This is a genomic window from Saccharopolyspora sp. NPDC003752, assembly GCF_053605825.1.
The window spans coordinates 183,371-196,743 of record NZ_JBSGJZ010000010.1; the positions used below are offsets into that span (position 1 = coordinate 183,371).

Sequence of the window (13,373 nt, forward strand, 5' to 3'; positions counted from 1 at the left end):
CGAGGCTGGCCTCGGGACATCGCAGGCGCTCACCGCCGGAATCGGCCGCACCAGGCAGGTCATGGCCCGCAACCGTGACCTTCCGAGCCGACTGGCAGCGATGCACCCCCAGTACCGGATGCCGCACGCTCAACCAGTGAAGAGGCGGAGCTGCCGACCTTGCTGGCGGACCGGCCCCCTCCTCGGTTGCTTAACCGGCTCAGTCGGTCGGCGGCGTGGAGCGAGCGGCGGCTTCTGTAATCGCGGCGCGCATCTGCTGATCCCGGCCAGCCACATCGCTGGCTTCTCCCCATCGCCTGGCGAGGGGAACTCGTGCCGCAGGGTCCAGGAGTCGATATCGGTGAACCCGGTACCGCGCCACACCTGGGTGGTGACCTTGGCCAGCCGCTTGGTGGACCAGAACGTCGGAGCGTTCTGCTCCTCTCGGCACGCCGTGCCGGCGCACTCCATGCCCCATGGCACGTCCGGCCAGTTCTCCGGTTTGTCACGGGTGCAGGTTGAGCCCGGGACGCACCGGTCCGCGACGTCGAAGAGGACCCGTGCCGCGGGTTCGGCCGCGTGCTGGGTGTGCAGGCCAGGCCGTAGTCGACGCGGGACAGCCACCCGTCGCGGACGTAGTCGACGGCTCTGCTGTTGTTGTTCGACCCGTAGCGGTTGGTCACCGTGTCGTAGGCGTAGTGGATGACGTTGCCGTGCGGATCCACCACCTTGTCCAGGTTCCAGCGGTAACCCTGGGTGCATGACGAGGCGGCGAAATCGCCGGCGTGGCAGGGCTCGCCTGCGTCGTCGCCGAATACCGGGACCGTCCAGGTGGACTTGGATTCCGGTCGCGAGCCGTAGAAGTACTGCCCGCCGTCGACATCGGTGACTTTCCAGTGCTCACCGTTGTCGTCACCGTTGGCGGCGCCGGTCAGCCGCTCGATCCGCGAGCCGTCATCGCTTTCCGGGCGCCAGACCCCGGTCCTGTCGTCCTTGATCAGCGCCGACCCGGACCCACCGTAGGAGAGGGTCGCGTTGTCGCTACGCCAGCACAGGTCAGCGGGCTCTTCCGCCCCGTCACCAGGCAGATCATCGCGGCAGCTGCCGTAGCTGCGCTCGATGAAACCCGGCCACAAACTCCACCCATCCCCCACCCACGATGCCTGGGTGTTGGTGGCACTGGTCAACCCGTCCAACGACCCCGGGGAAAACGACAGCGCCAACTCCGGCTGCAACGACCCCGGTACCGGCGGCACGCGCAACGGGTAGTCCCAGGTGAAATCCCCGGTATGCGCCGAGACATCCCAAGTGGCTGAAGGTCGCAGAGACGTCGCCTCGTACTTTCCCACCCCTGGCTTACCCTCACCCGCTCCCGCGGGCTGATCGCCTTTCAGCGCGTCCCTGGCCGCCTCGTCCTGCGGACGCGGTTGCATTGTCTGCTCCGTCACCGGAACCGACGAGGTTTTCGGCAACGGCACCGATGGGCCACCGGCCGCCTCCACGACCTGCACAGGCACGCCCGTACTGACCAGCAAACTGGTGATGAACACCAGTACCGCACCTGTCGTGAACGGTCTGCGAACGGCCCGCGCCGCCCGCGTTCGGGCAGTACGTCGGATCCGGGATGAACGCACGCTGTCCTCCAGAGAAAAGCTCATGCAGAAAAACCAGCGAGAACGAAGACGAAAAGCGGTCAGCTCGGGCCGTAGGAGTCGTAGAGAGACCGGATCCGGTCACTGCTCAGCCGACCGGTGTACAGATGGACGTCATCGACCTTGCCGGACCAGAACTCCCCAGACGTGCCCGCTTGCATTCCACGGCCGATCTGTGTGTCTCCGGCGGCATGCCACGGGTTCTTCAGGCTCCCGTCGGCAACGCGTTCACCGTTGACGTACAACCACACTTTTCCGGTCACCGCGTCGTAAACCCCCACCAGATGCGTCCACGCATCCAGCTCGGAATCAAGAGTGGAAAGCGCGGCATGGGTGACGGGCCCTGTGCCGGTGTCCGACTCCGGCAGCTCGAAGACCCATTTCCCATGGTCTGCATGCCGTCCATGCTAACCGCCGTGACCTGGCCATCGTCCTTTCTGGACAGATAGACCCAGGCGGTGTCCACTGCATTCGGCGTGCCGATGTGGTCGTCCGCGCCGTCGAGCTGAACTGCTTTGTCCGAAGGGTTCGGCAGTTCCGACTGACCGCCGATCCACATCGGAGTCCCGTGCACCGTGCCATCCAGGCCTCGTCCGGAGGAATCGAGCGCGTCGCCATCGAGCTTCCACTCGCCAACGGTGACGTCGTCCTGGCTGACGATGCCGCGGATCTCCTGGTCCGACAGCGCGCGGCTGTAGGTGCGCACCTCATCAATCGCGCCAGGCCAGTGATAGCCCCAGATGCCGTCGTTGCTCTTCGCGCGGCCGAGGGCGAACTGGCCGTCGGTGGTGTGCCACGGCGAGGTGAACCGCTCACGCGCCTCCAGCTCACCATTGACGTACAGGCGAATCTCTCCAACCCGCACGTCGTACACCCCGACCAAGTGTGTCCACACACCCATCTGTGGGACAGCCGACGACGGCACCAAGATCGCCTCCAGCGGATCCTGACCGTCCGGGCCGCGCATCACCCAGCCCCACCGGTCTTGGGCACTCCCGAGGTAGCCGAGCGCGAACGCAGCGTGCTGCACGCTGTTCTGGCTGGCCACCGCTGCAACGTCAGGGGTCTTGGCCGACAACCTCACCCACGCGGCAACTGAAATCGCTCCATCGCTACGCACCACCGGCTCCGCGGTCGTCGCGTAGTCATCGACACCGTCGAACTCCATCGCATGTCCGATCGCGCCCTCCCCGGTGTAGGTACCACCGTGCAAAGTCAGCGGCTGACCACCGGGCACGGTGTTGGCGACCGTCAAGCCGTCCCCGGGCGTATCGAACTTCCACTGGCCCGTGCGGACGTTGTCCAGACTGACCAGCGACTGGATGTCCGAAGCCGACAGCACCCGGTCGTAGACCCGGGCCTCGTCCAATGCGCCCGTCCAGTAGTCGGTCAACACCCCGTTCCACTTCGCGCGCCCGATCACCACGTCACCAGGCGTGCGCACCAGGCCCCAGTACTTCGTGGACGCCGCCAACACACCGTCCACGTACAACCGGATCTCGCCAGCGGCCATGTCATAGACCCCGGCCAGGTGCGTCCATTGCCCTGGTTGGGTTGCAGTCTGCGACGTGGCGAAGGCTTTGTAGGTACCGCTATCGATCTCGTCAGCACCGGCCAGTACGAAATACCATCGCCCGTCCGATCGCATCTGCAGCATGAAACCGCTCACCACGGAGGCATCCTGGGAAACCGCCGTCCGCGGAACTGCCCCGATGGAATCTGGGCGCACCCACGCCGACACCGAGAAACTCGCGTCCGTGGCCAGCGCGTTCCGCGCGGTCACATGGTCATCGATCCCGTCGAACTGACCAGCAGAACCCACAGCACCCGGTGTCCAGGTAACTCCGCCATGCGTTGTGCCGTGTCGGTCTCCGAGGTAGGCGGTGTCCGTCGCGTCGCCTTCCAGCTCCCAGTGCGCCAGCGCCCCGTTGCCCGCGCGAACGTAGAAGTGGTGCACCGTCATCGGACTGCGGTTACCGGCACGGTCGACGCTCTGCACGTACAGATCGACCGGCCCGTCGCGCGGCGGCGTCAAGGTGACCGCAGCACCGCCACCGAGCTTGTCGGCGTCGACTCCCGTTGTCGGTGGATCCTGGAATCCGTAGACATAGTGGTCCACGTCCGCCGCACCGGCAGCGCTGAAGGTGAACCTTCCTGGCACGTCGCTCCCTCCGTGCCATCCTTCGTCCGCCGGGTACAGCGCCGACGCGACGGCCGGCGCGGCCTCCGGAGCGACGCGGTCAACAACGAATCCAGGTCCGTTGGCGGTCGGCCCGTCCAAAGTCCAAGCAGAACAGGTCGAGATTGCTTGCCTGGTCGCTGTCGGGGTCACGGCTTCCGCCCCCCATGCGCACGGCAACCGGTGATGCAGCTACCGGACGTCCGACTTACTCCCGCATCACTTTCCTCGGAGGATGCGGTCAGGACCTCTTCCTGCGGCGAAGCATCAGCGTGGGGCGGAACGGGATGGCACGGTCGGCCGACCACGGGGTGGACGGGGCTCGGCACAGCCATGCCAGTCGCAGCAGCACGGCGTCGTAGTTGACACGCCAACCGGCGAAATCGCGCCAGGTCTGGTCCCGGTCGGGCCGCAACGGCGCGCCGGCGTCGATCAGCCGCCGGCACACCGCGTCATATTCCGCCCGGTCGATGGAAATCGGGTCGTCCGGGCTGGGATCGGGGTCGTAGGACATGTCGAAGAAGTCCCCGATGCGTCGCAACGCCAAGTATCCGGAACGTATGCACAGTTCAGCGGTCGGCTGACGTGGAACGTCTACCGTGGACACGAAGAGCGCCGCGGCGTCCAGGACCGCACCGGCCGCGGTGACCCACGAACGATCCGGCTGGGGCGAACGGAAGTACACCAGACTCGGGGACGAGGTATGCGTCTCCTCGATGTCGGCGAACCAGCGAGCCCAGTCCCGCCAGAACCATTCGAGATCCTCCAAGTCGCCGATGCGGGCCAACCGCTCCAATAGCGTGGCGGCCCAGCCCGGCGTGCCCGCCTGGGTCTCCAAGCTGGTCACCATCACTTCACGCCGCGAGAACGAGTTGTAGATCGACGGCAGGTACGAGATGAGCAGTGCCAGCAGTCCCAGTCCCAACGCAGCTTCGGAGAACACCAGCACTGCAGCCGGCGCATCCACCGGCGCGCTGAAGCCCAGCGTCAACAGCGCCGATCCGCTCTCGAAGAACGCGGCCCGCCAGCCCCGAACACCCACCGCCCAGAACATCGCGGTGTACCCGACGAGGACAAGAACCAGCCACACCGCGGGCAGCGCCATCAGCGCCAACGGCGCATACAGCGCCCGCACCCGGTCCTGCCTGCGGTAATCGCCGCCGCCGGCGAGCACGGAAACCACCGCGCCCGCGCCCAGGAACACCCAGCGCGTGATCCGAACCGGCGCGGCGCGCGGCACCACTACCGTCTTCACCGCCGACAACAGAGTCACGACCACACAGACGGCGCCCGCCAGAGCCACGAGCACAGCGACGACAACCTCCACGCGCCACACCCCTACGGCCGAAAACGTCCTCGGCACCCTCAACAGCCTGTGCCCCAGGGCATTCCGTCTCGAGAGCCATCTAGACCAGAGCCGCGCTTTCAGCGTGCTTTTGCGGCCAGGTCGCAGAAGATTCAGATGTCCGTCGGCGGCAGAATGGGCAACAGCTTGTCGAGGGTGATGGGGAAATCGCGCACGCGTGCCCCGGTGGCGTTGAACACCGCGTTTGCCACCGCTGCACCGGCTCCGCAGATCCCCAGCTCCCCGAGGCCCTTTGCGCCGAGGACGTTGGCCTTGTCGTCGAACCCGTCGAGCACGACGGCGTCGATCTCGGGGACGTCGGCGTGGACGGGCACCAGGTAGTGCGCGAGATCCCGGGTGACGAAGGCGCCGGACCCCGGGTCGACGACGCCCAGTTCCTCCAAAGCTGCTCCCACTCCCCAGATCATGCCGCCAACCAGCTGTGAGCGCGCTGTCTTGGCGTTGAGGACACGCCCCACGGAGAACACGCCCAGCATCCGCCGGAGACGGATTTCGGCGGTGTCGACGTCGACGCGGACTTCAGCGAAGTGCGCCCCACATGTGTGGATCGAGTAGCTGGCGTAGTTCGGATCCTCCATCATCCAAACGGTCGAGCCTTCCGCTTCCACACCGTCGGGCTGGATGCGCGCGACAAGCTCGCTCAGCGCCTCGGACCGGTGACCGATGTGCACGTCGCCACCGGAGAACTGCGCGCCTGCCGGATCCAGGCCGTGCAGCGGGGAGCTCGCGTCGCTGGTAGCCGCGATCAGCAGCTTCTCGCGAAGGGCCTCGACCGCGCGGTGCACGGCGGTGCTCGAATTGGCGGCGCCCCACGAGCCGCCGGAACCCACGCTCGCCGGGAACTCGGAACGCCCGAGCTCCACGCGTACGCGCTCGAGTGGCAGCCCGAGCTCGTCGGCCGCGACCTGGCTGAGGATCGTGTAGGTACCGGTGCCGATGTCGGTCATGTCCGACTGAACGACCGCGGTCCCATCCACGTTCAGTCGGACGCGTGCCGTAGCCGGTCCCTGGAAATGCCCGCGAATTGCGGCGGACACGCCGTAGCCGACCAGCCATCGCCCCTCCTGCAGGCTTGCCGGCTTTTCCGGTCGGCGCTCCCAGCCGAACCTGCGGGCCCCGTCGCGCAGGCAGTCGACCAGGTGCCGGTCGCTGAACGGCACGCCACGCTCCGGGTCGCGCTCGGGCTCGTTGCGGATCCGCAGCTCGACCGGATCCATCCCGACCGCGTCGGCCAGCTCGTCCATCGCCGACTCGACCGCCAGCAGGCCTGGCGCCTCGCCCGGTGCGCGGACGTCTTCTCCCCGCGGCAGATCCAGCGGCACCAGCCGGGTGCGTGTCAACCGGTGGGGCGCGGCGTAGAGGCTGCGAGTCGTGGTGGCGGTCGGCTCGGCGTACTCGATTTGCCGGTTTGTGTGCATCGTGACTTCGTGGCCGAGCGCGACCAGCCGCCCGTCCGGATCAGCGCCAAGGCGAACCCGCTGGCTCGATGTGGGGCGCAAGCCGGTGAGGTGGAAGGTCTGCTGCCGGGTCTGCGCGACCTTGACCGGCTGACGCAACGCGCGGGCGGCGAAGGCCGCGAGCATCGCTTCGGCATGAACGCGCAGCTTGGAGCCGAAACCGCCGCCGACGTACGGGGTGACGATGTGGATCCGTTCTCTGGCGGCCTGGAGCGTGGCGGCGATCGAGGCACGAGCCGCATCGACGATCTGAGTGGCGACGTAGACGGTCAGATCGTCGCCATCCGGTACCGCGAGGCATGCGGGCGGTTCCATCGCCTGCGAGAGCTCGTACGGTGTCGTGTAACGCTGGTCGACTTTGATCGCGGCGGCGTCGAACCCGGCCTCGAAGTCGCCTATCGCGGTATCGGGACGCAGACCCGCGATGAGCTGTTCCGGAGCGTATTCCTGATCCTGGTGAGCGGTGAAGTCGTAATGTCCCGGCTCCGCTGCGTATTCAACGTCGACGAGGTGGGCCGCCGCGCGTGCCTGCTCGAAGGTTGTGGCGACGACGAGTGCCACGGGCTCGCCGTAGTGGTGGATGTCGGGACTGCTCAGCGTCGGGAGAGCGCGCCAGTACTCGAAGGGAATGGATTCATCGCGGGCACCTTGCGGCGGGGCATCGAGATGGGTCATCACCCTGTGCACTCCGGGCGCGCGCTCAGCCCGGGAGGTGTCGATCCGCGTGACGCGGCCCTTGCCGATCGTCGCGCCGACGATGAACCCGTAGAGCGGTTGGCCGGCGTCCCACTGCTCGTACGCGTAGGGGGCTCGGCCCCCTACCTTCAACGGACCGTCGACGCGGTTGGGGGATCGCCCGATCATCACGGCCTCCTCAACTCGGCTCAGCAGCTCGCGCCAGCGTGCTGCAGAGCGTGCGTTTGGCAAGCTCGATCTTGAAGTCGTTGTCGCCCTGCCCCGCGGCTCCCCGCATGGCCGCCTCGGCGGCGACGCGATACGTGGACATGGTGGCGGGTTTGCCCAGCAGCGCGGCCTCCGCCTCGACGGAGCGCCAGGGCTTGTGCGCTACGGCGCCGAACACGACCCGAGCTGCACTGATCGTTCCCCCTTCAGTCGAGACGATGACCGCCACGGAGACCAGTGCGAACTCATAGGAGGCGCGGTCGCGCACCTTGCGATAGAGCTGCCGGCCCTGCGGGGGCGGGGGCAGGACCACTGCGGTGATCATCTCGCCCGGCCGCAGGACGGTCTCGATGTGCGGCGTATCGCCCGGTAGGAGGTGGAAGTCGGTGGTGGTGACGCGGCGTGCAGACCCCTCGGCGCCGAACAGCTCGATCCGCGCCTCCAACGCCGCCATCGCGACGGCCATATCGGAAGGGTGAGTAGCGATGCAGGCGTCGCTGGCGCCGAGGATCGCATGTATGCGGTTGTACCCGCCGATCGCCGAGCAGCCGGAACCGGGATCCCGCTTGTTGCACCCTGCCGCCGTGTCGTAGAAGTACGGGCATCGAGTGCGCTGCAGGATGTTGCCGCCGACGGACGCCTTGTTGCGCAACTGCCCCGAAGCACCAGCGACCAGTGCCTGGCACAGGACCGGGTACCGGTCGCGCACCCGGGTGTCGGCGGCGACGTCGGAATTCGACGCCTGGGCGCCGATGCGCAATCCGCCGTCAGGCAACTCCTCGATGTCCTTCAAGGGCAGACGGCTGATGTCCACCAGGTGGCTCGGGTGTTCGACGTCGAGCTTCATCAGATCGAGCAGGTTCGTGCCGCCGCTGATGAACTTCGCGCCGGGCCGGGACGCTGCGGCGACCGCGGCCCGCGCGTCCGTCGCTCGCTCGTAGGTGAAAGGCCTCATTCCAGGCCTCCTTCAGCGACATCGCGGATAGCGGCCACGATGTTCGGATAGGCGGCGCACCGGCAGATGTTGCCGCTCATCCGCTCGCGGATCTCCTCGTCAGTCAACGCGATCTGCGGGGACGTCACGTCATCGGTGACGTGGCTGGGCCAACCCGCCCTCACCTCGGTGAGCATGCCGACAGCCGAACAGATCTGGCCCGGCGTGCAATAGCCGCATTGGAAGCCGTCGCGCTCGACGAAGGCGGCTTGCACGGGGTGCAGGGCTTCGGGCGAGCCCAGACCTTCGATCGTCACGATCTCGTCGCCTTCGTGCATGACGGCGAGTGTCAGGCAGGAGTTGATGCGCAGACCGTTGACCAGCACCGTACAAGCCCCGCACTGCCCGTGGTCACAACCCTTCTTCGTCCCGGCCAAGCGCAGATGTTCGCGCAGCGCGTCGAGCAGCGACGTACGCGGATCCACCTCAAGGCGCTGCGCACGGCCGTTGACGTCCAACGTGATCGTCGAGAGCGGGGATGCCTCGTGTTGTCCTCGCTCCACAGCGGTCGATGTAACGCCGACCGAGCCGGACGACGACCGGTGGACGTCGGTACCTGACTCACCCATCACAGCCCTCCCTCTCGCGCCTGAACGTCTTCGAGGACATGCTCACTCGGGCTACCCGTCGCCAGAATCGCCTGAACTTGTCCGCAGCGGCCGGACGACGGGCCGGCGCTGGGCTCTTCGCCTGCAGCACACAGGCTGGAGGCGGTGTCAGCGGCCGAGACAGGGACTAGAGTCCGTTGGGGCCGGCGTTCGTGATCGTCAGCCCTGCCACAGGTTTACGGGTCCGCAACTACCTCGCCCCCGCATTGCGGCCAACTCACCATGACGCCCCGGGAAGTCGGTGGGAGGCGGTCTGGTCATTTCAGGAAGGCGAGTAGCCGGTTCAGCACGTCGCTGGGTTGTTCCTCGGCGATCCAGTGGCCGGAATCGGCGATGACCGCGCTGGTGACGTCGGAGGCGACGCGGTGTGCGTGTTCTCCGACCAGTTCGCCGAGCAGGTACTGCCCGCCCAGGGCGAGCACTGGCATCTGCAAGGGACCGTGCTGGCGGTAGCGGTCGACGTCGGCGATGTCGGTGGGGAAGGCTCGGAAGTATTCGAAACTGGCGCGCAACCGTGCCGGGTCACGTAGTGGCTGGGCGTAGACCTCGACGTCTTGGGAGGAGATCGATTCGGGGTGGTGGGCGATCAGGTCCATGAAGTTGCGGACCCAGGGGGTTTCCTTTCCACTGATCACCGACTCGGGTAATCCGTTGGTTACCGAGAAGAACCCGAAGTTCCACAACCCCGGCCCCTGTGCGGTGAGTGCGGGCGAGCCGTACATGAAATCCGCCATCGGCAGCGGCGCTTCACTGAGCACCAGCCGGGAGACGCTCTGCGGATACTGGGCGGCGTAGGCGTAGGCCACCATGGTGCCGATGTCGTGGCCGACCAGGCGGACGTCCTCGGCTAAACCGAGATGCTCCAGAACGCCGTGTACATCGGCCGCCAGAGTGGTCTTGTCATAGCCCTGCGCGGGGGCCTGGGACTGGCCCGCCCCACGTAGATCCAGCGCGACGACCGTGAAGTGCTCGGCCAGCCCAGGTGCGATAGCGCGCCACTCGTACCAGTTCTGCGGGTAGCCGTGCAGCAGCATCACCACCGGGCCCGAACCCCCACGCACGTAGTGCAACCGCAGCCCACGGATCGTGGCGAATTCCGATGTGAAACCGATCGGCGCACCGGCCTGGGTCATCACGAACACCCCCGCAGCTGAGCCGCGATGCGGCCCGTGGCCGCGAACGGTCGTAGAGCCAGACTCCCACCCCGCCCCGACCGACACCCGGGTCTTTCGTTCTTTGCTGGTCACCGCACGGCACGAAGCCAGCGCAACCGTTGCTCGTGCGCGGGTTCAGCAACGGAGACCCGAGAATCCCGCTCTTGTTACCAACTGCCCGATGTTCGAACGGGCCGCGATGGGTGACCCAATACCCTGGAGAGCCGGGCCAGCCTGGTGGAGCGTGGAGTGGTGTCGAGACCTCCGGACGTGCGCGGGAAGCGACGAGTTGGAGCTGGCAGCGCTGCCTCCGCGCCGTCCCACAAACGTTGAAGGAAGACACCGGATGGGCGCCATCACCACCTCCGACGGCGTGGAGATCTACTACAAGGACTGGGGATCGGGGCAGCCGATCGTCTTCAGCCACGGCTGGCCGCTCTCGGCTGACGACTGGGACGGTCAGATGTTCTTCTTCCTCCAACACGGCTTTCGGGTCATCGCCCACGACCGGCGTGGCCACGGCCGATCCAGCCAGCCGGGCGACGGCCACGACATGGACCACTACGCCGACGACTTGGCGGCGCTGACCGCGCAGCTGAATCTCACGGGCGCCATTCACGTCGGGCACTCCACCGGCGGCGGCGAAGTGGTCCGCTACCTGGCCCGGCACGGCGAAAGCCGGGTGGCCAAGGCCGCGATCATCAGCGCGGTACCGCCGCTGATGGTCCAGACCGAGAGCAATCCGGGCGGCCTCCCCAAGGAAGTCTTCGACGGGTTCCAGGCGCAACTCGCGGCCAATCGCGCCCGCTTCTACCGCGAGCTGGCCGAGGGGCCCTTCTACGGCTTCAACCGGCCAGGCGCCGAATCCTCCGAGGCGATCATCCAGAACTGGTGGCGCCAAGGGATGATGGGCGACGCGAAGGCGCACTACGACGGCATCGTCGCCTTCTCGCAGACCGACTTCACCGAAGACCTGAAGAAGATCACCTTGCAGGTCCTGGTGATGCACGGCGACGACGACCAGATCGTGCCCTACTCGGACTCCGCACCCCGGTCCGCGAAGCTGCTGAAGAACGCGACGCTGCAGACCTACCCGGGCTTCCCGCACGGCATGCCCACCACACAAGCGGAGACGATCAACGCCGACCTCCTGGAATTCCTCAACGCATGACCACGAAAGCCGCTCATCCTTCATCGTCCCAACCCTGGGACTCACGGAACCGGATGCGCAGGTTGTCGAACAAGCTGAGCGCGACATGGGGGCACGCTCGTGAGCTGGAGCCTGTATCAGCTTCGCCATCTGGAGGTCCGTTCTGGCCTTAGCCGCATGAGCGGTCTTGGGGGCGAGCGGACCCTCCGCACCTAGTTCCTCAGGGAGGCCTTTTCATGTCGGACATCGAGTCGACGACCGCCGGGCAGACGCCACGATCGAACGCGTGGCAGTCGGCGATCACAGTGGTGCAGGAGGCGGAGCCTCCCTTCATCCCGGCGGGTGCGCACGCGATGACCGTCGTCGTCGAGTTCCCACCAGGCGACCCCGGCACGCCTCCGCATCGGCACCCCGGACCGGCCTTCGGCTACGTGCTGGACGGCGAGATGGTGTTCGAGCTCGAAGGTCAGCCGCCCCGTGTCCTCCAGGCCCGCGAGGCGTTCTGGGAGCCGGGCGGCGACGTCATCCACTACCAGGACGGCAACAACCGCGACGACATCCCGGTGCGCTACACCGTCACCATGCTCTGCGAACCGGGCAAACCCATGCTCACCCTTGTGGACGAGGAAGAGCTAGTCCGGCGTGAGAATCGCCGGGCCCCGCGCGCAGACTGACCGCGAGCTCAGCCGCACCGCACCCGTCGTACTCAAGCTCGGACATGTCACCTCCGAGAACAAGGAAGGTCAAGGAGTATGAAGATCGCTGTCCTCGGTGGGACCGGGCTCATCGGATCGCAGGTGGTCAAGATCCTGAACGCGAGCGGGCACCAGGCGGTGCCGCACTCGCCGTCCACCGGTCTGGACCTGCTCACCGGGCAAAACCTGCCCGAAGCGCTGGCCGAGTCCGACGTCGTCGTCAACCTGACGAACTCGCCGACCTTCGACGAAGCCTCGCTCGAGTTCTTCCAGAAAACCATGGACAACCTGCTGGCGGCAGCCAAGGCCGCCGGTGTCGGCCACGCGGTCATCCTCTCGATCGTGGGCGCCGACCAGGTGCCGGACCTGGCCTACTACCGCGCCAAGGTGCTGCAGGAGGACATCCTCAAGGCCGGCCCCGTGCCGTACTCGATCGTCCGCGCCACGCAGTTCTTCGAGTTCATCGACGCAACACTGGCCTGGACCGCCGACGAGAAAACCGTCCGCCTGCCCGCCACCCGCATCCAGCCCATGGCCGCAGCCGAAGTCGCGCAGGCCGTGGCCGACGTCGCCGTGAGCACGCCACTGCAGGGCACCCGCAACATCGCCGGACCCGAAGTCTTCACGCTCGACGAACTGGGCAAGATCACCCTCGCCGCCCGCGGCGACCACCGCACCGTCATCACCGACAACAGCGCCGGCCTATTCGCCGCCGCCTCAGGCGACGCCCTCATCGCCAAGGACGACACCATCATCACCAAAACCGCCTATCGAGACTGGCTCGCACGCTGACTCGGCTCAGTGACGACACAGATGCTGCGCACGCTCGCGGAAGCACTCCAGGCAAGCGTGGCCTCGGCCTAGACCCGCCGGAACGGAGCCGACCATTGCCAAACGTGCCTCATCCCATTGCGCGTCACTGAACAGCGAAAACGCTAAATTTTCCCCTGATACCTTTCGTTATCTGGAGGTCGGTTCTGGCCTCGGCCGCATGAGCGATCTTGGTCTCCCGGACGTGTGGCTGATGAGTATCCGGGAGCTCTCAGGCACTGATCGCGCGGTAGACCTGCGCCGTGATCTTTCGTGCAGAGCGGGCGCTGGCCGCCCGCGCGCCGTGTCAGCGGGCGCCGTGGTGTCTGAAGCACCGAGCGGGAGTTGCGCTGGTGGAGCATGTGGTCTGACCGGAAACTGGTCGGCAGGTTCCAGCCTCGGTGAGAGGGAAGGCGCATCAGCAGA

11 protein-coding genes are annotated in these 13,373 nt (G+C 66.8%); 3 read left to right on the forward strand and 8 right to left on the reverse strand.

The genetic code is table 11. The annotated features are described in order from the left end of the window. Nucleotides 1–59: 59 nt before the first annotated feature. From ACWEV3_RS15960 to ACWEV3_RS15995, 8 genes are all read right to left on the reverse strand, one after another. Nucleotides 60–1,529 (reverse strand): hypothetical protein, encoded by a 1,470-nt coding sequence (locus ACWEV3_RS15960; RefSeq protein ID WP_452614585.1) that lies wholly within the window; start codon nucleotides 1,527–1,529, stop codon nucleotides 60–62. A 143-nt stretch (nucleotides 1,530–1,672) separates the two neighbouring features. Next, the gene (locus tag ACWEV3_RS15965) at nucleotides 1,673–1,999 is read right to left on the reverse strand and encodes a LamG-like jellyroll fold domain-containing protein (RefSeq protein ID WP_452614648.1); all 327 of its coding nucleotides are present in this window, start codon (nucleotides 1,997–1,999) and stop codon (nucleotides 1,673–1,675) included. After that, entirely contained in the window at nucleotides 1,891–3,912 is a 2,022-nt protein-coding gene (locus tag ACWEV3_RS15970; protein ID WP_452614586.1) for a LamG domain-containing protein, read from the reverse strand. The genes ACWEV3_RS15965 and ACWEV3_RS15970 overlap by 109 nt, the downstream gene beginning before the upstream one ends. A 139-nt stretch (nucleotides 3,913–4,051) precedes the next feature. Next, nucleotides 4,052–5,137: a hypothetical protein gene (locus ACWEV3_RS15975; RefSeq protein WP_452614587.1), complete on the reverse strand. Its 1,086-nt coding sequence runs from the start codon at nucleotides 5,135–5,137 to the stop codon at nucleotides 4,052–4,054. A gap of 131 nt (nucleotides 5,138–5,268) precedes the next feature. Next, nucleotides 5,269–7,497, reverse strand: coding sequence for a molybdopterin cofactor-binding domain-containing protein (locus tag ACWEV3_RS15980; protein WP_452614588.1), 2,229 nt, complete (start codon nucleotides 7,495–7,497; stop codon nucleotides 5,269–5,271). Nucleotides 7,498–7,507: 10 nt separating this feature from the next. Then, nucleotides 7,508–8,491 (reverse strand): FAD binding domain-containing protein, encoded by a 984-nt coding sequence (locus tag ACWEV3_RS15985; protein WP_452614589.1) that lies wholly within the window; start codon nucleotides 8,489–8,491, stop codon nucleotides 7,508–7,510. Continuing rightward, entirely contained in the window at nucleotides 8,488–9,099 is a 612-nt protein-coding gene (locus tag ACWEV3_RS15990; RefSeq protein ID WP_452614590.1) for a 2Fe-2S iron-sulfur cluster-binding protein, read from the reverse strand. Before ACWEV3_RS15990 ends, ACWEV3_RS15985 begins: the two co-directional genes overlap by 4 nt. A 296-nt stretch (nucleotides 9,100–9,395) precedes the next feature. Further along, a complete protein-coding gene (locus ACWEV3_RS15995) occupies nucleotides 9,396–10,271 on the reverse strand; it encodes an alpha/beta fold hydrolase (RefSeq protein WP_452614591.1) in 876 nt (291 codons plus the stop codon). 367 nt (nucleotides 10,272–10,638) lie between these two features. Here ACWEV3_RS15995 and ACWEV3_RS16000 point away from each other — a divergent pair, with 367 nt between their 5' ends. From ACWEV3_RS16000 to ACWEV3_RS16010, 3 genes are all read left to right on the forward strand, one after another. Next, on the forward strand, nucleotides 10,639–11,463 hold the full coding sequence (locus tag ACWEV3_RS16000; RefSeq protein WP_452614592.1) for an alpha/beta fold hydrolase: 825 nt from the start codon (nucleotides 10,639–10,641) through the stop codon (nucleotides 11,461–11,463). 215 nt (nucleotides 11,464–11,678) lie between these two features. Next, nucleotides 11,679–12,116, forward strand: a complete 438-nt coding sequence (locus ACWEV3_RS16005; protein WP_452614593.1) for a cupin domain-containing protein — start codon at nucleotides 11,679–11,681, stop codon at nucleotides 12,114–12,116. A 78-nt stretch (nucleotides 12,117–12,194) separates the two neighbouring features. Beyond that, complete coding sequence (locus ACWEV3_RS16010; RefSeq protein ID WP_452614594.1) at nucleotides 12,195–12,929, forward strand: SDR family oxidoreductase; 735 nt, start codon at nucleotides 12,195–12,197, stop codon at nucleotides 12,927–12,929. The last annotated feature ends 444 nt before the right edge of the window (nucleotides 12,930–13,373 follow it).

Coding starts and splice junctions, on each gene's coding strand:
- ACWEV3_RS15980 (WP_452614588.1), bottom strand. CDS start 7,497: ATGATCGGGCGATCCCCCAACCGCGTCGACGGTCCGTTGAAGGTAGGG.
- ACWEV3_RS15985 (WP_452614589.1), bottom strand. CDS start 8,491: ATGAGGCCTTTCACCTACGAGCGAGCGACGGACGCGCGGGCCGCGGTC.
- ACWEV3_RS15990 (WP_452614590.1), bottom strand. CDS start 9,099: ATGGGTGAGTCAGGTACCGACGTCCACCGGTCGTCGTCCGGCTCGGTC.
- ACWEV3_RS15995 (WP_452614591.1), bottom strand. CDS start 10,271: ATGACCCAGGCCGGTGCGCCGATCGGTTTCACATCGGAATTCGCCACG.
- ACWEV3_RS16000 (WP_452614592.1), top strand. CDS start 10,639: ATGGGCGCCATCACCACCTCCGACGGCGTGGAGATCTACTACAAGGAC.
- ACWEV3_RS16005 (WP_452614593.1), top strand. CDS start 11,679: ATGTCGGACATCGAGTCGACGACCGCCGGGCAGACGCCACGATCGAAC.
- ACWEV3_RS16010 (WP_452614594.1), top strand. CDS start 12,195: ATGAAGATCGCTGTCCTCGGTGGGACCGGGCTCATCGGATCGCAGGTG.